This window comes from Mesorhizobium sp. WSM4844, from assembly GCF_055811775.1.
In genome coordinates this window covers 48,681-69,843 of the sequence record NZ_JBVVQB010000035.1, presented here as the reverse complement: position 1 = coordinate 69,843, position 21,163 = coordinate 48,681, and the positions used below count along the sequence as shown (strand labels likewise).

Sequence of the window (21,163 nt, the reverse complement as noted above, 5' to 3'; positions counted from 1 at the left end):
TGAGGAAAGTCTTGGCTGACAGGCCAAGTGCGGCGCTTCACGGCGCCCCCCTCTGTCCTGCCGGACATCTCCCCCACTTGGGGGGAGATCGGCAGCTTCGCCAGTGGCGCCTCTTCTGCAACGTTGGTGATTGGCGAAAGCAGTCGCGACAGCCGATCTCCCCCCTCGTGGGGGAGATGTCCGGCAGGACAGAGGGGGGCGCGAAGGATCGCGGCCTCTCATATATCCTCCGTCAAGACAGGGCGGCGTCATGACAATCGCCGCGCTCAACTCCACTCCCGCTCCCGCCGTCCTCCCCCGCAGCGGCGGCGTGCGTGGCGTCCTGTCCGACCTGTTCTGGCGCAAGCCGAAGCTGCTGCTGCTGTTGATGCTGCTGCCGCCGGTGCTGTGGCTTGGCATCGTCTATATCGGCTCGCTGTTCGCGCTGCTCTTGCAGAGTTTTTTCTCGATCGACGAATTCTCCGGCCTCATCAACCGGCAGTTCACGCTGAAGACCTATGGCGACCTGCTGCAGGCCGCCAATCTCGACATCATCCTGCGCACGGTGACGATGGCGGCCCTGGTCACGCTCGCCTCGGCGACCATCGCCTTTCCCATCGCCTATTACGCGGCCCGCTATGCGCGCGGCCGCTGGAAGGCGCTGTTCTATCTCGGCGTGATGCTGCCGCTGTGGTCGAGCTATCTGGTCAAGATCTACGCCTGGAAGCTCATTCTCGCCAAGGAAGGCATTCTCACCTGGCTGCTCGCCAAGCTGCATCTGCTATGGCTGCTCGATGGCTGGCTGTCGCTGCCGGTCGTCGGCGGCAACTCGCTGTCGGTGTCGTCCACCGGCACCTTCATCGTCTTCGTCTATGTCTGGCTGCCGTTCATGATCCTGCCGGTGCAGGCGGCGCTCGAGCGCGTGCCGGGCAATCTGGTCGAAGCCTCGTCCGATCTCGGCGCCTCGCCCGGCCAGACCTTCCGCAACGTGCTGTTCCCGCTGGCGCTGCCGGGCATCGTCGCCGGCTCGATCTTCACCTTCTCGCTGACGCTCGGCGACTACATCATCCCGCAGATCATCGGCACCTCGCGGCTGTTCATCGGCCAGGCCGTCTATTCACAGCAGGGCACCGCCGGCAACATTCCGCTCGCAGCCGCCTTCACCGTGGTGCCGATCGTCATCATGGGCTTCTACCTCTGGGGCGCCAAGCGCATGGGGGCCTTCGATGCGCTCTGATGGCTCACCATCCGCTCCTCTCGGCCTGAAGGTCGCCGCCGCCTGCGGCCTGCTGTTCCTGCATCTGCCGATCTTCCTGATCTTCGTCTATGCCTTCACGACCGAGGAAAAGAGCTTCGCCTGGCCGCCGCCGGGGCTGACCATGCAATGGTTCGCCGTCACCTGGAACCGCCCGGACGTGTGGGAAGCGCTGTCGCTGTCGGTCCGTGTCGCCGCTATCTCGACACTCGTCGCCCTGGTGCTCGGCACGCTCTGCGCGGCCGCCGTTTCGCGAACACGGTTCTTTGGCCGCGAAACCATCTCGCTGCTGGTCATCCTGCCGATCGCGCTGCCCGGCATCATCACCGGCATCGCGCTGCGTTCGGCCTTTTCGCTGGCCGAGGTTCCGTTCTCGTTCTGGACGATCGTGCTCGGCCACGCCACCTTCTGTGTCGTCGTCGTCTACAACAACGCCGTCGCCCGCTTTCGCCGTACCTCCGGCTCGATGATCGAGGCGTCGATGGACCTCGGCGCCGACGGCTTCCAGACGTTTCGGCATGTCGTGCTGCCCAACATCGCCACCGCGCTGCTTGCCGGCGGCATGCTTGCCTTTGCGCTGTCGTTTGACGAGGTCATCGTCACCACCTTCACCGCCGGCCAGCAGCAGACGCTGCCGATCTGGATGCTGGAGGAATTGATCCGTCCGCGCCAGCGCCCGGTCACCAATGTCGTGGCCATGGTCGTCGTGCTGGTGACGCTGCTGCCCATCCTCGTCGCCTATTACCTGACCCGCGACGGCGACCAGATCGCCGGTTCGGGCAAATGACGTCAAGAATCCATAAGGGAGAGACTGCCATGGACACAAAGATGCTGATCGGCTCGAAATTCGAGAAGGGCACCGAGACCGAGGAGCCGATCCTCAATCCGAAGACCGGGGCGACTATCCTCAACCTGCCTGAAGCCAGCCAGGCGCAGATCGAGGCGGCGGTGCTGGCGGCCGAAAAAGCCTTCGTCACCTGGTCGCGCACCACGCCCGCGCAGCGCTCAGGTTATCTCCTGAAGATCGCCGATCGCATCGAGGCCGCGGCACAAGATTTCGCCGCCCTCGAGGCGCTCAATTGCGGCAAGCCGATCAATGCCGTGCTCAACGACGAAATCCCGGCGATCGTCGACTGCTACCGCTTCTTTGCCGGCGCTGTCCGCTCGATGCCCGGCCAGGTCGCCGGTGAATACATTCCCGGCCACACTTCGATGGTCCGCCGCGACGCCATCGGCGTCGTCGCCTCGATCGCGCCGTGGAACTACCCACTGATGATGATGGCCTGGAAGCTGGCGCCGGCGATTGCCGGCGGCAACACGGTCGTCTTCAAGCCGTCCGAGCAGACGCCGCTGACAGCGCTGAAGCTGGCAAAAATCCTTGCCGAGATACTGCCCGAGGGCGTCGTCAACGTCGTGCTCGGCAGAGGCGACAGCGTCGGCAACACGCTGATCAACCACCCGAAAATCAATATGATCTCGATCACCGGCGATGTCGCCACCGGCAAGAAGGTGCTGCAGGCCGCCGCCAAATCGGTCAAGCGCACGCATCTCGAACTAGGCGGCAAGGCTCCGGTCATCGTCTTCGATGACGCCGATCTCGGCGCGGTGGTCAACGGCCTGCGCGCCTTCGGCTATTACAATGCCGGCCAGGACTGCACCGCCGCCTGCCGCATCTATGCCGGCAAGAAGATCTACGACAAGCTCGTCGCCGACCTTTCCTCCGCCGTCTCGACCATCAAATACAACCGCCCCGACGACACCGAAAACGAGATCGGACCGTTGATCTCACGCCGCCAGCGCGACCGCGTCTCGAGCTTCGTCGAGCGCGCCTCGGAGCTCAAGCACATCGAGATCACCACCGGCGGCAAGCCGGGCGAGGGCACCGGCTTCTTCTATCAGCCGACCGTCGTCGCCGGCGCGCTGCAGGAGGACGAGATCGTGCGCCGCGAAGTGTTCGGGCCGGTTGTCTCCGTCACCCGCTTTGCCGAGGTCGACGAGGCGGTGAGCTGGGCCAATGACAGCGATTATGGCCTTGCGTCCTCGGTGTGGACCAAGGATGTCTCGCGCGCCATGGCGACGGCCGCCCGGCTGCAATATGGCTGCACCTGGATCAACACCCACTTCATGCTGACCAACGAGATGCCGCATGGCGGGCTGAAGCAGTCCGGATACGGCAAGGACATGTCGCTCTATGCCCTGGAGGATTATACCGCCGTGCGGCATGTGATGGTGGCACACGGGTAGCGCCTTTTTCTTCTCCCCGTTGACGGGGAGAAGGTGGCCCGAAGGGCCGGATGAGGGGCAGCACCGGGCCTACTTCTGCGAAGCGGCGATCCCGGTATTCGACTCACCGGCCCCAAGGCCCTTGCCGCTTGGAACGACGCCCCCGGCATTGGCGCCGAAGCCCGCTGCTTCCGATGCGGCCGGCCGCTTGATCCTTGCCGAGGCGGCCACGACGAGCTCGTTGAAGCCTTCGCCGCCGTTGTCCAGCATCTCGAACAATTGCCGCCGCATCCTCGGCTCCCAGAACTTGTTGATGTGCTCGGCGACGCCGGCAATGCCTTCCTCGCGCGGCTTGGAGTGAAAAAAGGCGGCAATCTGGTTGGCCATGCGGGCCAGCTTTTCGCTGGTGCTCATGATGTGGCCTTCGTCATGCGACATGCTTGGCAACTCCGGAAGCCACCCGCTGGGGGTGGGTGAAAATATCGAATTCATCGCCGCGCACCAAAGCCACCAGCGTCATGCCGGCGTCCCCGGCGGTGCGGATGGCAAGTGCCGTCGGCGCCGAAACGGCAATGATGAACGCAGCGCCGATCGCCGCCGTCTTCTGCACCATCTCGACCGAAACGCGCGATGTCACCACGACGGCACCCAAGGTGCCATCGATGCCGGCTTTGGCGAGCGCCCCGGCCAGCTTGTCGAGCGCATTGTGGCGGCCGACATCCTCGCGCGCCATGACGATGCCCTTGCCTGGGATATAAAAACCGGCGGCATGGACCGCACCGGTCTCGGCATGAAGCGGCTGCGCTTTCGACAAAAGCCTGACCGAACGGACGATGTCGTCGGTGTCAAGTGTAAGTCTTGACGAACCAACCGCCTCGACCGAGCGCATCGCCTCCTCGATCGACTCGATGCCGCACAGCCCGCAGCCGACCGGGCCGGCCAGCCGTCGGCGCCGCGCCTCGAAGCGCGTATTGGCCTGGTCCTTCAGCCTGATCTGGATGTCGATGCCGGCGCCGTGATCCTCGACCTCGATCGCCTCGATTTCCCGGCCGTCGGCGATGATGCCTTCGGTCAGCGAGAAGCCGAGCGCGAAATCCTCGAAATCGGCCGGACTTGCCATCATCACCGCGTGAGTGGTGCCGGCAAAGGAGAACGCCACCGGCGTCTCTTCCGGCACCATCCGGTTGGCGGCCGCACTGCCGCCGGCGCGGTGGGCGAGGCGGGAGATTTGGCTGACAGCGAAACGTTTGGGCATCACGCGGCACCCCCCTCTGGCCTGCCGGCCATTTTACTCAGGAAGCGTCGAAGGTTTCTTGCTTCAATTGGCAGTTGCTCTCCTAGGCCATCCCCCACTCCGTCGCTGCTTCGCAGCGCCACCTCTCCCCGCTCCGGAGGGAGAGGAAGGGAGCCTGGAGTTCGCGCGCTTTCCTCTCGACCAACCGTCAAGATTGAAGCGCTTTCGGTCGAATGCCTCGGCACGATTACTCCGCTGCTTCCAAGGTCGCGATGCGACGGCTGTTGCGGGCCTGCTCGTCATAGTCGAGCTGCCATTCCGACGGCCCGTTGGACGCGCCGACCTGCACCGCCGTCACCTTGTATTCCGGGCAGTTGGTCGCCCAGTCGGAGAAGTCGGTGGTGATGACGTTGGCCTGCGTGTCGGGGTGGTGGAACGTCGTATAGACCACGCCAGGCGACACCTTGTCGGTGATCAGCGCGCGCAGCGTCGTCTCGCCGGAGCGGCTGGTCAGGCGGACCCAGTCGCCGTCGCGCAGACCGCGGTTTTCGGCGTCATGCGGGTGGATCTCGAGCCGGTCCTCGCTGTGCCACATGACATTGTCGGTACGCCTGGTCTGCGCGCCGACATTGTACTGCGACAGGATGCGGCCGGTGGTCAGCAGCAGCGGGAAGCGCGGTCCCGTCCTCTCGTCGGTCGCCACATATTCGGTGCGGATGAACTTGCCCTTGCCGCGCACGAAGCCGCTGATATGCATGATCGGCGTGCCTTCCGGCGCCTGTTCGTTGCACGGCCACTGCACCGAGCCCATCTTTTCCAGATAGTCGTAGGAAACCTTGGCGAAGCTCGGCGTCGTCTTCGCAATCTCATCCATGATTTCGGACGGATGCTGGTAATTCCAGGAAAGCCCCATCGCCTGCGCGAGCTTCTGCGTCACTTCCCAGTCGGCCAGCCCGTTCTTCGGCGCCATTACCTTGCGCACGCGGTTGATGCGGCGCTCGGCATTGGTGAAGGTGCCGTCCTTTTCGAGGAAGGTCGAGCCGGGCAGGAAGACATGCGCGTAGTTGGCGGTCTCGTTGAGGAAGAGATCGTGGACGACGACACATTCCATCGCCGCAAGGCCTGCGGCGACATGCTTGGTGTCGGGATCCGACTGCAGGATGTCCTCGCCCTGCACATAGAGGCCCTTGAACGAGCCGTCGACGGCGGCGTCCAGCATGTTGGGGATGCGCAGGCCGGGCTCGTCGTCGAGCTTGACCCCCCACAAGCTTTCATAGATATCGCGCACCGCGTCGCCGGAGACGTGGCGATAGCCGGGCAGTTCATGCGGGAACGAGCCCATGTCGCAGGAGCCCTGGACGTTGTTCTGGCCGCGCAGCGGGTTCACGCCGACGCCCGGCCGGCCGATATTGCCGGTCGCCATGGCGAGATTGGCGATGGCGATGACGGTGGTCGAGCCCTGGCTGTGCTCGGTCACGCCGAGGCCGTAGTAGATCGCGCCATTGCCGCCGGTGGCAAACAGCCGTGCGGCGCTGCGGATCTCTTCAGGATCGACATTGGCGAGCTGGCCGACCACCTCAGGGCTGTTTTCCGGCAGCGCCACGAACGACGCCCAATCCTGGAACTCGTCCCAGTCGCAGCGTTCGCGGATGAAGGCCTCGTCGAACAGGCCTTCGGTGACGATGACATGGGCAAGCGCGGTGACCACGGCGACATTGGTGCCCGGCTTCAGCGGCAGATGATGCTGCGCCTCGATATGAGCCGAGCGCACGATGTCGGTGCGGCGCGGGTCGAGCACGATCAGCTTGGCGCCCTTGCGCAACCGCTTCTTCATGCGCGAAGCAAACACCGGATGTGCGTCGGTCGGATTGGCGCCGATGATCATCACCACATCGGTCTGCTCGATCGAGTCGAAATCCTGGGTGCCGGCCGAAGTGCCGAAAGTCTGGCCAAGGCCATAGCCGGTCGGCGAATGGCAGACGCGGGCGCAGGTATCGACATTGTTGTTGCGGAAACCCTGGCGGATCAGCTTCTGCACCAGATAGGTTTCCTCATTCGTGCAGCGCGACGAGGTGATGCCGCCGATCGAGGTGCGGCCATACTGGTACTGGATGCGGCGGAACTCGTTGGCGGTGTGGGTCAGCGCTTCCTCCCACGACACCTCGCGCCATGGATCGGTGACCTTTTCGCGGATCATCGGATTGAGGATGCGCTCCTTGTGGGTCGAGTAGCCGTAGGCAAATCGGCCCTTGACGCAGCTATGGCCACGGTTCGCCTTGCCGTCCTTGTAGGGCACCATGCGCACCAGCTCGTCGCCGCGCATTTCGGCCTTGAACGAGCAGCCGACGCCGCAATAGGCGCAGGTGGTGACGACCGAATGCTCGGGTTGGCCGATCTTGATCACCGATTTCTCGGAAAGCGTCGCCGTCGGGCAGGCCTGCACACAGGCGCCGCAGGACACGCACTCGCTGTCGATGAAAAGCTGGTGCATGCCGGGCGACACACGGCTATCGAAGCCGCGGCCCTCGATGGTCAGCGCGAATGTGCCTTGCACCTCCTCGCAGGCGCGCACGCAGCGCGAGCAGACGATGCATTTCGATGGATCATAGGTGAAGTACGGGTTGGACTCATCCTTCGCCATCCATTTGAAGTTTTCTGCGCCATCGTTCTTCTTGAAGACGTGGTTGTCGCCCTCATAGCCGTAGCGCACGTCGCGCAGGCCGACGACGCCGGCCTGCGTCTGCAATTCGCAGTCGCCATTGGCCGCACAGGTCAGGCAGTCGAGCGGATGGTCGGAGATGTAGAGCTCCATCACGCCGCGGCGGATGTCCTTCAGCCGACCGGTCTGGGTGTGCACGACCATGCCCGGCGCCACCGGCGTCGTGCAGGAGGAGGGCGTGCCGTTGCGGCCGTCGATCTCGACCAGGCAGAGCCGGCAGGAGCCGAAGGCGTCGACCATGTCGGTGGCGCAGAGTTTTGGGATGGCAATGCCGGCCTCCATCGAGGCGCGCATGATCGAGGTGCCTTCCGGCACGGTGACGGTGAAGCCGTCCACCGTCAGCGTCACTTGCTTCTCGGATGTCGAGGCCGGCGTGCCGTAGTCGATTTCCTGAACGAGACCCATCGCGAGGTTCCTATTCTGCTGCTTCGGCGACCGGCGCCGGCTTGAAATCATCGCGGAAGTGGTTGATTGCGCTCATCACCGGATAAGGCGTGAAGCCACCCAGCGCACAGAGCGAACCGAACTTCATCGTGTTGCAGAGGTCTGTCACCAGCTCGATCTGTTTTTCAGGTTCGATACCTCTGGCGATCTTGTCGATCGTCTCGACGCCGCGCGTCGAGCCGATGCGGCACGGCGTGCACTTGCCGCAGCTTTCGATGGCGCAGAACTCCATGGCGAAGCGCGCCTGCTTCAGCATGTCGGCGGTGTCATCGAAGACGGTGATGCCGGCATGGCCGATCAGCCCGTCCTTGGCGGCGAAGGCTTCGTAGTCGAACGGCGTGTCGAACAGGCTGCGCGGAAAATAAGCGCCGAGCGGCCCGCCGACCTGCACCGCCTTGACCGGCCGCCCGGTCGCGGTGCCGCCGCCGATGTCGTCGACGATCTCGCCAAGCGTCATGCCGAACGCCGCCTCGAACAGGCCGCCATATCTGACATTGCCGGCGATCTGGATCGGAATGGTGCCGCGCGAGCGGCCCATGCCGAAATCCTTGTAGAAGGCAGCACCCTTGTCCATGATCACGGGCACCGAGGCCAGCGAAATGACGTTGTTGATCACCGTCGGCTTGCCGAACAGCCCTTGGATGGCCGGCAGTGGCGGCTTGGCGCGAACGACGCCGCGCTTGCCTTCGAGGCTGTTGAGCAGCGAGGTTTCCTCGCCGCAGACATAGGCGCCGGCGCCGACGCGGATTTCCATGTCGAAGGCGTTGGGCGAGCCCAGCACGTTGACGCCGAGCAGGCCCGCCTTGCGGGCGATCTCGACCGCCTTCTGCATCATCGCCACCGCATGCGGATATTCCGAGCGGATATAGACAAAGCCCTTGGTCGCGCCGGTGGCGACACCGGCGATTGCCATTCCCTCGATCAGCACGAAGGGATCGCCCTCCATGATCATGCGGTCGGCGAAGGTGGCGCTGTCGCCCTCGTCGGCATTGCAGACGATGTACTTTTTGTCGGCCGTCGTATCGAGCACCGTCTTCCATTTGATTCCGGTCGGGAAGCCGGCGCCGCCGCGACCCCGCAGTCCCGACTCGGTGACCTGCTTGACGATGTCGGCCGGAGCCATCGCCACGGCGATCTGCAGGCCCTTCAGTCCGCCATGCGCCTTGTAGTGATCAAGCGACAGCGGATTGATGACGCCGCAGCGCGCGAAGGTCAGGCGCGTCTGCCTGGCCAGGAACGGGATCTTGTCGGGCGCGCCCAGCCAGCGCTTGTGATGACCGCCGGTGAGGAAGCCGCTGTCGAACAGGCTTTTGACATCGGACGGTTTTATCGGCCCATAGGCGACGCGGCCCTTGTCTGTCGCCACCTCGACCATCGGCTCGAGGAAATAGGCGCCGCGCGAGCCATTGCGCACGATCTTGGCCTCGATGCCGCGATCGGCCAATTCCTTCTCAATCGCCTTGGCGACCTTTTCCGCACCGAGCGCCAGCGCGCCGGAATCGCCGGGAATGTAAATGCGTGGGGTCATGACCGCACCTCGGCAACGATCTCGTCGAGTTTTTCGTCATCGAGCCGGCCGATCACCTCGCCGTCCAGCATCGCCGATGGCGCGCAGGCGCAAAGGCCGAGGCAATAGACCGGCTCTAGCGTCACCGAACCGTCGCGGGCCGTCTCGTGGAAGCCGATGCCCAGCAATTGCTTGAGCTTGGCGGCAATCGCGTCCGAGCCCATCGACTGGCAGGCTTCGGCCTGGCAGAGTTTTAGCACATGCCGGCCGGCCGGGCGGCTGCGGTAGTCGTGATAGAAGGTGACGACGCCGTGCACCTCCGCCTTGGAGATGTTCAGCGCCTCGGCGATGACCGGCAGTGCGTCCTGCGGCACATGGCCGAACTCTTCCTGGATGCCGTGGAGGATCGGCAACAGCGGGCCTTCGAGGCCCTTCAGCTCCTGGACGATCGCCGCCGTGCGCGACGCGATCTCGGTACTTGCAGGCTGCATGATCATGCAGCGCCCTCCCTGGTCGTAGTAATCCGCTAAGTGCCTAGGAAATCGGAGGAAACCCGCCAAATCAATAAAGCTGATCCGTTGCTCGATAGAAATCTTCTATCGATGCCGTCCAGCCTGCAATCTCTAGCTCAGTGACGGGCGCGGAAATCGTCTGCCAGCGCCATTGCCTCGTCCAGCAGCGCCGAGACCAGCGGGGTGTGCGGCTCGCGCAGCGTCGCCACCAGCCCGACGGTGTGGCTGGCGTCCGGCTCGACGATCGGAATGGCCCGGATCGGCTCGGAAAAGCCGAATGTTTCCGAGAGGTTGAGCGGCATGATCGACGACCATTTTCCGGTACGGATATGCGAGAACAGCACGATCATCGAATTGGATTCGAGTGTCGGCCGCACCTGCGTGCCGGCTTCGGCCAAATGCTGGTCGATGATGCGGCGGTTCTGCATGTCCGGCGTCAACAGGCAGAGCGGCAGCTGGCTGAGCTCCGCCCATGTCACTTTGTCGCGGTCGGAATAGGGGTTTCCGATCGCGGTGATCAGCTGATAGCGCTCGTCATAGAGCGGCACGCTGGTCACCCGCCCCAGCGGCTCGTTGTCGAGATAGGTGATGCCGGCGTCGATGTCGAAATTGCCGAGCAGCGACAGCACCTCGATCGAGGTGCGCGACAGCACCGAGAAGGTGACGCCGGGATGTTTTGTCCGAAAAGGTGTCGTCAGCCGCGCCACCATGGCCAGCGCCGTCGGGATGGCGGCGATGCGGATGCGCCCCGAAAGGCCGTGACGCGCCGCCCGCATCTCCTCGCGCATGGTGCGGGTATCGCCGACGATGCGGCGCGCCCACACCAGCACCTGTTCTCCCTCCGGCGTCAGCCCCTGGAAGCGCGAACCACGCAGAACCAGCATCACGCCGAGCTGGCCTTCCAGCTGCTTGATACCGGCCGAAAGCGTCGGCTGGGTGACGCCGCACACCTCCGCCGCCCGGCCGAAATGCTCCTCCCTGGCCAGCGCGATGAAGAATTCCAGCTTGTCGATCATGAGCGGACGCTACCCGGCCGAGTGAGGCTGCGCCAGATGCATGCTGTTTTTGCCTGGCGGATCCTCCTTGCGGCCGAAGCTTCGCCGCCGTCCAGTCTAACGGTCCAAAAGGTTCTACCTGTCCACAAGGTTCAGAATGTTACCGTCTGGATCCTTGAACCAGGCGACCTTCATGCCGTGACCGACATGGATGTCGCCCTCGATCGTCGTGTGAGGCATGTCGTAATGTTCGAAAACAACACCTTTCGACCTTAGCGCGCCGACAATCTTTTCGATCTCGTCGCCGACCATCCAGGTCACCGCCGTCGCCTTGTTGGTTCCGGCGAACTGCGAGCGATAGACATTGATGCTGGTGTCGCCGCATTTGTAGACGATCAGTTCGTCCCCCTCGTTGTGAACCTCCGTCAGCCCCAGAACGTCTTCATAAAAGGCCTTGGCCTTGGCCAGGTCCTTCACCGCGAGATTGGCCGTTGCGTTGCTGTTTGCGAGCATGATTGGTCTCCTTTGCTTGCGGGCGAGCACGTCCGAAGCCTGCAAAGATAGGGCTGCTTCGTTTTCCGGCGACCGCAGCCTGTGCGATCGGCGTGCCTCCTCCCTAAAGACGTTTCGTCCTCTGCAAGACCGACAAACGGACGCAAGTCTTTGCAGCCGCGCCCGTGCGTGTCGTTCCGCCGCTTGGTTCTGTTCGGGAACTGCACTATCTCAGGCGTAAAAGCAGAGGAAAAGCTGATGCCCGCCGTCCAGGAAAACGTCACCAAGGAAATCGTCATCGAGCGCCTGAAGACGGTCAACGGACCGGACTTCACCGGCAACATCGTCGACCTCGGCATGGTCTCCGAGATTTTCATTGCCGATGCCAAGGTGTTCTTTTCGATCACCGTGCCGGCTGCCCGGGCCAAGGAGATGGAGCCGCTGCGTGCCGCCGCCGAGCGTGTCGTCAAGGCGATCCCGGGTGTCGCCGGAGCCGTGGTCGCGCTGACGGCGGAAAAGAAGGGTGGCGGCATGGAGGCTCCGGTTCCGCAAAGGCCTGCCACCAGGCCCGTACCGCCGGCCGCACCCGCTGCCGCGCCGCGTCCGGCTCCGCACGCTCCGGCCTCGCACAGTCAGGGCAAGCGCGGCGTGCCCGGCATCGAGGCGATCATCGCTGTCGCTTCCGGCAAGGGCGGCGTCGGCAAGTCGACCACTGCCGTCAACATCGCGCTTGGCCTCGCCGCCAACGGCCTGAGGGTCGGCGTGCTCGACGCCGACATCTACGGCCCGTCGATGCCGCGGCTGCTCAACATCCATGGCCGGCCGCAGACCGTCGACGGCAAGGTCCTGAGGCCGATGGAAAACTACGGCCTGAAGGTGATGTCGATGGGCTTCCTCGTCGATGAGGAGACGCCAATGATCTGGCGCGGGCCGATGGTGATGTCGGCATTGACGCAAATGTTGCGCGAGGTCGAATGGGGTCCGCTCGACGTGCTCGTCGTCGACATGCCGCCCGGCACCGGCGACGCGCAGCTGACCATGGCCCAGCAGGTGCCGCTGGCCGGCGCCGTCATCGTCTCGACGCCGCAGGATCTGGCCCTGATCGATGCGCGAAAAGGCCTCAACATGTTCAGGAAGGTCGACGTGCCGGTGTTGGGCATCGTCGAGAATATGAGCTATTTCCTCGCCCCCGACACCGGCAAGCGCTACGACATCTTCGGCCATGGCGGCGCGCGCCGCGAGGCCGAGCGTCTCGGCGTCTCCTTCCTCGGCGAAGTGCCGCTCGAAATGGGCATTCGCGAAAGCTCGGACGCCGGCACGCCGGTGGTGGTCTCCAAGCCCGACAGCGCCGAGGCCAAGATCTACCGCGACATCGCCGCGAACGTCTGGGGCCGGGTCAAAGAAGAACGCGGCGCGGCCGAAGCCGCCGTGCCGAACATCGTATTTGAGTGATCCTCCCCCTTGAGGGGAGGGTGGCCCGCAGGGTCGGGTGGGGTCGGTGGCGACGCACTCCACCTTTCTTGGTCAACGCCAGTTGTAGGTCGAGGTGGTTGAGGCGACCCCTCTCGCCGCGCTTCGCGCGGCACCCTTCCCTCAAGGGGGAGGGGAGCCGCCAACTTTCTCGCCAAAACTCGAAAAAAACTGTCCGGCCAGTTTCTTCGATGTCGATTCGATCAGCCGGCTGCCGAGTTGGGCGATCTTGCCGCCGACATCGGCCTTGGCCGCATATCTGAGGATCGTCGCCTCCGGGCCATCGGCGGTCAGCGTCACATCGGCACCGCCCTTGGCGAAGCCGGCGATGCCGCCCTTGCCCTCGCCCTGGATGGTGTAGGAATGCGGCGGGTTGAGATTCCTGAGCGTCACCTCGCCGTTGAATGTCGCCTTGATCGGGCCGATCTTGACCACCACGGTCGCCGCCATCTCAGTGTCCGACTTCTTTTCAAGGCTCTGGCAGCCCGGAATGGTCTGCCTCAGAACGTCCGGGTCGTTCAGCGCCTCCCACACCTTTTGCAGGGGTGCGGCGATGCGTTCCTCGCCTTCGATAACCAAAGCCATCAAAATCTCCCGGATACGAATTGACAAGCCCCGATGCGGTCTAGCGTGGGGGTAAACGCATGTCTATCGCACCAAAGTCCGGAATCGGATGGCGCGTGCCTCTTGCCTGCTCTCGCGCGTTGTCATATCGATTTGTCATACAAATACGGAGACCATGATGGCCGGCGCCCCCACGCAGAAAAAGAAATTTCGCTCGCAGGAGTGGTTCGACAATCCCGACAATCCGGGGATGACGGCGCTTTACCTCGAGCGCTACCTGAATTACGGGCTGACGCGTGCCGAACTGATGTCGGGCAAGCCGCTGATCGGCATCGCCCAGACCGGCTCGGATCTTTCGCCCTGCAACCGCCATCATCTCGAACTGGCCAAGCGCGTGCGCGAGGGCATAGTCTCGATGGGCGGCATCCCTTTCGAGTTCCCGTGCCACCCGATCCAGGAGACGGGCAAACGCCCGACCGCCGCGCTCGACCGCAACCTCGCCTATCTCGGCCTGGTCGAGGTGCTCTACGGCTATCCGCTCGACGGCGTCGTGCTCACCATCGGCTGCGACAAGACGACGCCGGCCCTGCTGATGGCCGCCGCCACCGTCAACATTCCGGCTATCGCGCTGTCGGTCGGCCCGATGCTCAATGGCTGGCACAAGGGCAAGCGCACCGGCTCCGGCACCATCGTCTGGGAATCGCGCCAGCGTCTGTCAGCCGGCGAGATCGGCTATGACGAGTTCATGGACATCGTCGCCTCCTCGGCGCCGTCAACCGGCTATTGCAACACCATGGGCACCGCAACCACCATGAATTCGTTGGCCGAGGCGCTTGGCATGCAGCTGCCGGGCTCGGCCGCCATTCCGGCGCCCTACCGCGAGCGCGGCCAGATCGCCTATGAGACGGGGAAACGCATTGTCGACATGGTGCATGAGGATTTGAAACCCTCCGACGTCATGACCCGCCAGGCCTTCGAGAACGCCATCGTCGTCAACTCGGCTATCGGCGGCTCGACCAACGCGCCGATCCACCTCAACGCCATCGCCCGCCATCTCGGCGTGCCGCTCGACAATGACGATTGGCAGACGGTCGGCCTCAAGATACCGCTCATTGTCAACCTGCAGCCGTCGGGCGAGTATCTCGGCGAGGATTATCACCATGCCGGCGGTGTGCCGGCGGTGGTGGCCGAACTGATGAAGGCCGGGCTGTTGCCTCATCCCGACGCCATGACGGTCAACGGCAAGACGATCGGCGCCAATTGCAGCGCGGCCGTCAACGAGAATCTCGATGTTATCCGCACCGTCGCCGAGCCGCTGAAGGACAATGCCGGTTTCATCAATCTTAGGGGTAATCTGTTCGATTCGGCGATCATGAAGACCAGCGGCATCTCGCCCGAATTCCGCGAGCGCTATCTGTCGAACCCGAACGACCCCGAGGCCTTCGAGGGCAACGCCATGGTCTTCGACGGGCCAGAGGACTACCACGCCCGCATCGACGATCCGGCGCAAGGCATCGACGAGCACACCATCCTGTTCATGCGCGGCGCCGGCCCGATCGGTTATCCCGGCGGCGCCGAAGTCGTCAACATGCAGCCGCCGGCCCATCTCATCAAGAAGGGCATCCATGCGCTGGCCTGCATCGGCGACGGCCGCCAGTCGGGCACCTCGGGCTCGCCGTCGATCCTCAACGCCTCGCCCGAAGCCGCCATAGGCGGCGGGCTGGCGCTATTGAAGACCGGCGACCGCGTCCGCATCGACCTGCGCAAGGGCACCGCCGACATTCTCGTCACCGACGACGAGATTACGCGCCGTCGCGCCGAGCTGCGGGACAATGGCGGCTATCGCTACCCCAGGCACCAGACGCCATGGCAGGAGATCCAGCGCGGCATGGTCGACCAGTTCTCCGAAGGAATGGTGCTGAAGCCGGCGGTGAAATACCAGGACGTGGCGCACACCGCAGGCGTGCCGCGCGACAATCACTGAACGCCTCTTTTCTTGCCTTCTCCCCTTGTGGGAGAAGGTGGATCGGCGCGCAGCGCCGAGACGGAAGAGGGGTGTTGGACGGAGTGCCGGCGGTGCCAAGCCGGAAGACCCCTCATCCGACCGAGCTTCGCTCGGCCACCTTCTCCCACAAGGGGAGAAGGGGGAGCCGCACCCAAGCAGCGCCTATAGATAAGCAGTGATCTCCGGCGCCTGGTCCTGCCTGTCGTACTTGCCGTCCTCGTAGACGATTGGGGCTGCGGCGAGTTCCTCTTCGGTGACGTCGTCGAGGCAGGCGACGTTCACCGCCCAGAAATTCCCGCCCATGAAATCCAGATAGCCGCGCGAGAGAAAATTCGCGCCGCAGTTCGGGCACATATAGTGGTTGATGTCGCCGTCCGGCCAGTTCGACGGCGTCGCCTTGTACTCCCGCATCCGGTCGCGGCCATCCGTCACCCGCACGGCCTCATAGGCGGCGAAAGATTTCCGGTAACCGAGTTTCCAGCAGAAGCTGCAATTGCATTTGCGGATGCCCTCAGTGAGGTCGATTTCGGCTTCGAAACGCACTGCACCGCAATGGCAGCTGCCGTGATAGGTCTTTTTCATGGGTTTCCTCCCAGACGTGTCCTGGCTCTGCCGCCCGCCGGAGCCAGAGCCAGAGCATCCTTTGCTCCAGGCATGGCGCTTGACAAGCGGGCGCGACAAATCCACGATCATGGCAAGGGGTGCATCGCGACGACCCCGTGAGGCGTCAGCCCAACGTTCGCGTCCAAGCTTCTCTCTCAAGGAGGTGGACGCCATGCCGTCGACAACCGCTATCACCGTATCGCAACTGTCCCGTCTGATTGGTCTGCCGGGCGCGCCCGCGATCATCGATGTTCGCATCGAAGAGGATTACAGCGCCGATCCGCGCCTGCTGCCGGCCTCAAACCGGCGTGATTTCAAAACCGTCTCGACCTGGGCATCCGAATTCGCCGGCAGCCGAGTGACGGTCATCTGCCAAAGAGGGCAAAAGCTCTCGCAAGGCGTGGCCGCATGGCTGCGGCATAAAGGCATTGCCGCCGAATCCCTCGAAGGCGGGTTCGAGGCCTGGCGCGATGCCAAGGGGCATTTGATCGATGCCGGCAAGATACCGCCCCGCGATGAAAAAGGCCGCACCGTGTGGGTGACGCGGGCCCGCCCGAAGGTCGATCGCATCGCCTGCCCCTGGCTGATCAGGCGCTTCATCGATTCGGGCGCGGTCTTCCTCTTTGTCGAGGCGGCCGAAGTGTCGGCCGTTGCTGACCGCTTTCAGGCCGTGCCTTTCGACATCGACAATGTGTTCTGGACTCACCGGGGCGAACGCTGCACCTTCGATACGATGATCGAAGAGTTCGGGCTCGAATCCGAGGCGCTCGACCGCCTGGCCATGATCGTGCGCGCAGCCGATACCGCACGCCTCGATCTGGTTCCCCAGGCAGCCGGATTCCTGGCCGCCTCGCTTGGCCTGTCGCGGATGTTTCGCGACGACCTGGAACAGCTGGAGGCAGGCATGCTGCTCTACGACGCGTTTTTCCGATGGTGCCGCGATGCCACCGAGGAGACGCACAATTGGCCAAGCGCGAGCAAGCCATCATGAGCGAAACGGGGACTTCTGCCAAAACGGTCGAGATCGTCGAAGCGCCGGCCGCGCCATCCTTCCGTGAAGGCGTAAAACTTTGGGCGAAAATCGGCCTGCTCAGCTTCGGCGGGCCGGCCGGCCAGATCGCGCTCATGCACAGGGAATTGGTCGAGGAACGGCGTTGGATCGGCGAGCAACGTTTCCTGCATGCGTTGAACTACTGCATGCTGCTGCCCGGCCCTGAAGCCCAGCAACTCGCCATCTATATCGGCTGGCTGCTGCACCGGACGATCGGCGGCCTGGTCGCCGGCATCCTGTTCGTCGCGCCGGGCGCGCTTGTGATGCTCACCTTGAGCATCCTCTATGCGCTGTATGGCGACGCTCCGCTCGTCGAGGCGCTGTTTTTCGGGGTAAAGGCGGCCGTGCTCGCCATCGTGATCGAGGCGATGATCCGGATCGGACGACGTGCCCTGAAGAACCGGGTCATGGTTTCGATCGCGCTCGCCGCCTTCATCGCCATCTATGCATTGAACATGCCGTTTCCGCTCATCGTCCTGCTTGCCGGCCTGACGGGCTGGATTGGAAATCGTGTTGCGCCAGCGCTTTTTTCCGGCGCGGCGCACGGCAAGGACGCGGTTCCCGACATCAAGGGCGCAGTCGACCTGATGTTCGAGCGCGGCGAACTGGCCCACACCCAGCCGACGCGATGGCATGCGCCGCGCACCGTCGCGATCTGGCTGCCGATCTGGCTCGGGCCGATGCTGCTGATCTGGGCTTTTACCGGATCCACCAGTGTGTGGACGCAGATCGGCGGCTTCTTCAGCGTCATGGCGGTCGTCACCTTCGGCGGCGCCTACGCAGTCCTTGCCTATGTCGCGCAGGCAGCGGTCGAGTCGTTCGGCTGGCTCGCACCCGGTGAGATGGTCGATGGCCTCGGGCTTGCCGAAACCACGCCGGGTCCACTCATACTCGTCCTGCAGTTCGTCGGCTTTCTGGCCGCGTTCCGCCAATCCGGATCGTTGAGCCCGCTGCTTGCCGGATCGCTTGGGGCGATGCTCACCCTGTGGGCGACGTTCACGCCCTGCTTTTTCTGGATATTCCTCGGCGGGCCCTATATCGAATCCCTGCGCGGCAACAAGGCGCTATCGGCGGCGCTGGGCGCGATCACCGCTGCCGTCGTCGGCGTCATCATGAATCTCGCTCTGTGGTTCGGCTTGCACGTCATCTTCGGCGAGGTGCGCAACGTCGGGCTTGGAACGGATGTGCCGGTGTTCTCATCGATCGACTGGCGCGCGGCGCTGCTGTCATGTGCTGCCATGATCGCCATTCTGAAGCTGAAGATCGGCATGCTGCCGACGCTTGCGGGATCGGCCCTCGCCGGTATTTTGTTGCTGGCGGCGAGTGGTTAATGCATGTCGCGCAAAAGCATGCCCTCGGGCTTGACCCGAGGGTGTGCAGCGGTTTTGCGATAGCGACATGCATAAAACAACAACCTAAAGCGCGTCGCATTCGGCCGGCTCAAATGCGACGCGCTTTAGCGGCTGCCTGCGGCCGGCGCTTCGCTGCGGTTTCGGGCATTCGGATAGGAACATCATGGCGAAACGGCGCTCCTCCCTAGGCTTCCTTGGAATGTTCGGCCGTTCAGGCGATCTCAGGCAACTCGACGCCGCGCTACGCGGCGTTGACCTTCATCCCGCCCTTGTGCCGGAGGGAGCAAAGCTCACCATCGTCCATCTGATGAAGGACCACTGGCCCGACGAGCCGCCGCCACAAGCCTACCCGCCGGTGGCGCAGCTGCTTGGCTATTGTATTGCCGGGCCGGACGCATTCGAGCAATCCAACGGCCTTCGACATAGGCTGGATGCGGAGCGCCGGCTTGAGGCGGCACTCGAGGCCGGCGACAGCTTCGATGCGCAAATCATACTGATGACGCTGCATGCCAAGCTGATCAGTGGCGAGGTCGTTGACCGCTACGGGTTGAGCGCCGAATAGACCATGATCCCGAAAAGTGGAACCCGGTTTTCGGAAAAGATCGTGGTCAAACAGACCATGATCCCGAAAAGTGGAACCCGGTTTTCGGAAAAGATCATGGTCAAACAAAGAGCTAGAGCCCCATCCCGATTTTGCCGGGATGGATTAGTCTCTGACTGTTTTGACGAGAACCGTCTTCAGCCGCCCATGCCGCTGCGCGGCAGTTGGATCAGATTGCCGAAGCGGGCGCGCAACTTGTCGTCGATCGGCTTCGGCACGTGGCGCGGGAAGCGCTCGGCGAGGATGCGGTTCTTCTCGATGATCGCTCGCTGCAGGATGTCGGGCCTGCCTTTCTCGTTCCATTCCTTCGGCGAAAAGCGGTCGCCGACCGCCGGATAGAAATATTCCGTCTGCATCAGCCGCAGCGTCTGCTCGTTGCCGAGGTAATGACCCGGCCCCTTCAGGCAGACCTCGGCGATGGTGTCTATCGACAACGACTCATCGGTCACCTCGATGCCGCGCACGCAGCGCAGGCAATGGCCGAGCATGTCGTTGTCGATGATCAGGCTTTCCAGGCAGAAGCCGAGCAGCGAGGCGTGCATGCCGGCCGATTCGTAGACAAGGTTGAGGCCGGCCAGGCCGGCCATCACATCGGTGATGCCCTTTTCGTAACCGGACTGAATGTCGGGCAGTTTCGAATCCGTCATGCCGGCGGCCGAACCGCCGGGCAGGTCATAGAATTGCGCCATCTGGGCGCAGGCAGCGGTCAGCACCGCTTGCTCGGCCGAGCCGCCGGACATCGCGCCGGTCCTGAGGTCGGAGACGAACGGCCAGGTGCCGAAGATCGCTGGATGCCCGGGTTTGATGGCGTTGACATAGACGAGGCCGGCGAGCACCTCGGCCACCGCTTGCACCACGGCTCCGGCGATCGCCGCCGGCGCCGTGGCGCCCGCCTGGCCGGCCGACAGCAGCAGGATCGGAATGCCGCCTTCGACGCAGGCCTCGAGCACGCCGCAGGCATCCTCGGCAAACTTCATCGGCGGCACGACAAAACAGTTCGAATTGGAGACGAAAGGCCGGGCGCGAAAATTCTCTTCGCCGCCGGCAATCGCATAGAGCATGTCGAGCGCTGGCTTGACGTTCTCGCGCACCGTGAAGGATGTGCCGACATGCTTCGACGTGCCCATCACGCAGGCGTAAAGCGTGTTGAAATCCATGTCGAGCGGATCGGGAATGTCGCGCGGCACCATCGGCCGCTGGAAGAAATGGATGTTGTCGAGCCCTTCGACGATGCGCGCCGCGTCATAGATGTCCTGCAGCAGCGACTCGCGATAACAGCGCTTCTCGACGTCGACCAGGTGCACGGCCGCGCCCGCCGTGCCGTAATGCACGCGCTTGCCCTGGATCAGCATGTCGTGCTTGGGATCCTGGCCGTGCAGGGTGAAATGGCGTGCCGCCTTCTTGACGGTGTCGAGGACGAGCGCGCGCGGAAAACGGATGCGGCCGTCCTCGCTGAGCGTGGCGCCGGCCCTAGTCAGCGCCTCGATGCAGGATGGGATGGCATTGGCGAAGCCGACCGTTTCAAGCAGCGTCAGCACCGCTTCGTGAATGCGCTCGCGGTCGTTTTCGCTGAGTGGCCCGTAGCTTCCGCCTTCGAGGCCGGCGCGTACCGGCTTGATATCGTCGGCAAGGGGTGCTGCCCGCATGGCGCGACGCGCTTCGCGCCCGCCGGAACGCCGCGAACGTTGGTCCGAGGGCGTGTCCGGCTTCTCAACAGCCACTGACATCGAGGCACTCCACCTTTAACTGCGAAGCGGGCGGCGGTGGTTGGTCCACCAGGTGGTTGGTCCACCATCGGCCGCTTCGTCCCCGTTAGAGCGCCGCGCGTCCACTTGGACGCGCAAAGGACGCTCTAAGACTTTCTTGCTTGCGCATGATCCTTTCCGGAAACCGAAGACTGGTTTCCGGGGTCATGCGCTATGCCTCGAACTATGCCGCCGGCATTGGTACAGCCTATGAGCCAGACGATCCCGTCGCATATGCCAGGGGGCTAAACAACGGTGGCCGGTCACGGCCCTGACGAGGCATCAGGCGGGGGGGGGGGGGGGCCCCCCCCCCCCCGCCCCCGGGGGGGGGGGCGGGGGGGGGTGGGGGGGGGGCGCCGGGGGGGGCGGGGGCCCCCCGGAGAGTGGGGCGGGTTTTGGGGCGGGGGGGGCC

18 protein-coding genes are annotated in these 21,163 nt (G+C 63.9%); 8 read left to right on the top strand and 10 right to left on the bottom strand.

Annotated features, from left to right (window positions below; all coding sequences use genetic code 11):
- The first annotated feature begins 250 nt into the window (after positions 1 to 250).
- Genes AC0L2A_RS24065 through AC0L2A_RS24055 form a run of 3 tightly spaced genes read left to right on the top strand, consistent with a single transcriptional unit; the run spans position 251 to position 3,478 of the window.
- Positions 251 to 1,216 (top strand): ABC transporter permease, encoded by a 966-nt coding sequence (locus AC0L2A_RS24065; protein ID WP_473610957.1) that lies wholly within the window; start codon positions 251 to 253, stop codon positions 1,214 to 1,216.
- The gene (locus AC0L2A_RS24060) at positions 1,206 to 2,021 is read left to right on the top strand and encodes an ABC transporter permease (RefSeq protein ID WP_473610956.1); all 816 of its coding nucleotides are present in this window, start codon (positions 1,206 to 1,208) and stop codon (positions 2,019 to 2,021) included. The genes AC0L2A_RS24065 and AC0L2A_RS24060 overlap by 11 nt, the downstream gene beginning before the upstream one ends.
- Positions 2,022 to 2,050: 29 nt before the next feature.
- Positions 2,051 to 3,478, top strand: coding sequence for a gamma-aminobutyraldehyde dehydrogenase (locus AC0L2A_RS24055; RefSeq protein WP_473610955.1), 1,428 nt, complete (start codon positions 2,051 to 2,053; stop codon positions 3,476 to 3,478).
- 69 nt (positions 3,479 to 3,547) lie between these two features.
- Here the strand turns inward: AC0L2A_RS24055 and AC0L2A_RS24050 are convergent, their stop codons facing one another.
- The 7 genes from AC0L2A_RS24050 to AC0L2A_RS24020 all read right to left on the bottom strand — a co-directional run bounded on the left by AC0L2A_RS24050 (position 3,548) and on the right by AC0L2A_RS24020 (position 11,381).
- On the bottom strand, positions 3,548 to 3,895 hold the full coding sequence (locus AC0L2A_RS24050; protein WP_473610953.1) for a formate dehydrogenase subunit delta: 348 nt from the start codon (positions 3,893 to 3,895) through the stop codon (positions 3,548 to 3,550).
- A complete protein-coding gene (gene fdhD, locus AC0L2A_RS24045; RefSeq protein ID WP_473610952.1) occupies positions 3,885 to 4,712 on the bottom strand; it encodes a formate dehydrogenase accessory sulfurtransferase FdhD in 828 nt (275 codons plus the stop codon). Before fdhD ends, AC0L2A_RS24050 begins: the two co-directional genes overlap by 11 nt.
- Positions 4,713 to 4,938: 226 nt before the next feature.
- Complete coding sequence (fdhF, locus tag AC0L2A_RS24040) at positions 4,939 to 7,815, bottom strand: formate dehydrogenase subunit alpha (protein WP_473610951.1); 2,877 nt, start codon at positions 7,813 to 7,815, stop codon at positions 4,939 to 4,941.
- A gap of 10 nt (positions 7,816 to 7,825) precedes the next feature.
- On the bottom strand, positions 7,826 to 9,382 hold the full coding sequence (locus AC0L2A_RS24035; protein WP_473610950.1) for a formate dehydrogenase beta subunit: 1,557 nt from the start codon (positions 9,380 to 9,382) through the stop codon (positions 7,826 to 7,828).
- Complete coding sequence (locus tag AC0L2A_RS24030) at positions 9,379 to 9,858, bottom strand: formate dehydrogenase subunit gamma (RefSeq protein WP_091592910.1); 480 nt, start codon at positions 9,856 to 9,858, stop codon at positions 9,379 to 9,381. The genes AC0L2A_RS24035 and AC0L2A_RS24030 overlap by 4 nt, the downstream gene beginning before the upstream one ends.
- Before the next feature lie 131 nt (positions 9,859 to 9,989).
- Positions 9,990 to 10,889 carry a LysR family transcriptional regulator gene (locus AC0L2A_RS24025; RefSeq protein ID WP_473610948.1) on the bottom strand — a complete coding sequence of 300 codons (900 nt, stop codon included), beginning with the start codon at positions 10,887 to 10,889 and terminating at the stop codon, positions 9,990 to 9,992.
- Positions 10,890 to 11,003: 114 nt separating this feature from the next.
- The gene (locus AC0L2A_RS24020; protein WP_287055179.1) at positions 11,004 to 11,381 is read right to left on the bottom strand and encodes a VOC family protein; all 378 of its coding nucleotides are present in this window, start codon (positions 11,379 to 11,381) and stop codon (positions 11,004 to 11,006) included.
- Positions 11,382 to 11,618: 237 nt separating this feature from the next.
- On the opposite strand from AC0L2A_RS24020, the gene AC0L2A_RS24015 reads away from it, so the two are divergent.
- Positions 11,619 to 12,812: an Mrp/NBP35 family ATP-binding protein gene (locus AC0L2A_RS24015; protein WP_287194506.1), complete on the top strand. Its 1,194-nt coding sequence runs from the start codon at positions 11,619 to 11,621 to the stop codon at positions 12,810 to 12,812.
- Between the two features lie 141 nt (positions 12,813 to 12,953).
- On the opposite strand, the gene AC0L2A_RS24010 is transcribed toward AC0L2A_RS24015, so the two are convergent.
- Positions 12,954 to 13,415, bottom strand: coding sequence for an SRPBCC family protein (locus AC0L2A_RS24010; RefSeq protein ID WP_091592917.1), 462 nt, complete (start codon positions 13,413 to 13,415; stop codon positions 12,954 to 12,956).
- Positions 13,416 to 13,572: 157 nt separating this feature from the next.
- On the opposite strand from AC0L2A_RS24010, the gene AC0L2A_RS24005 reads away from it, so the two are divergent.
- Positions 13,573 to 15,378, top strand: a complete 1,806-nt coding sequence (locus AC0L2A_RS24005; RefSeq protein ID WP_287123434.1) for an IlvD/Edd family dehydratase — start codon at positions 13,573 to 13,575, stop codon at positions 15,376 to 15,378.
- A gap of 183 nt (positions 15,379 to 15,561) precedes the next feature.
- Here the strand turns inward: AC0L2A_RS24005 and AC0L2A_RS24000 are convergent, their stop codons facing one another.
- A complete protein-coding gene (locus tag AC0L2A_RS24000; protein WP_473610947.1) occupies positions 15,562 to 15,981 on the bottom strand; it encodes a GFA family protein in 420 nt (139 codons plus the stop codon).
- Between the two features lie 193 nt (positions 15,982 to 16,174).
- On the opposite strand from AC0L2A_RS24000, the gene AC0L2A_RS23995 reads away from it, so the two are divergent.
- The 3 genes from AC0L2A_RS23995 to AC0L2A_RS23985 all read left to right on the top strand — a co-directional run bounded on the left by AC0L2A_RS23995 (position 16,175) and on the right by AC0L2A_RS23985 (position 18,967).
- Complete coding sequence (locus tag AC0L2A_RS23995) at positions 16,175 to 16,993, top strand: chromate resistance protein ChrB domain-containing protein (RefSeq protein ID WP_473610945.1); 819 nt, start codon at positions 16,175 to 16,177, stop codon at positions 16,991 to 16,993.
- On the top strand, positions 16,990 to 18,384 hold the full coding sequence (gene chrA / locus AC0L2A_RS23990) for a chromate efflux transporter (RefSeq protein ID WP_473610963.1): 1,395 nt from the start codon (positions 16,990 to 16,992) through the stop codon (positions 18,382 to 18,384). The genes AC0L2A_RS23995 and chrA overlap by 4 nt, the downstream gene beginning before the upstream one ends.
- A 184-nt stretch (positions 18,385 to 18,568) precedes the next feature.
- Entirely contained in the window at positions 18,569 to 18,967 is a 399-nt protein-coding gene (locus AC0L2A_RS23985) for a hypothetical protein (RefSeq protein ID WP_473610944.1), read from the top strand.
- 176 nt (positions 18,968 to 19,143) lie between these two features.
- Here the strand turns inward: AC0L2A_RS23985 and AC0L2A_RS23980 are convergent, their stop codons facing one another.
- A complete protein-coding gene (locus AC0L2A_RS23980) occupies positions 19,144 to 20,733 on the bottom strand; it encodes a trimethylamine methyltransferase family protein (protein ID WP_473610943.1) in 1,590 nt (529 codons plus the stop codon).
- Positions 20,734 to 21,163 lie beyond the last annotated feature (430 nt).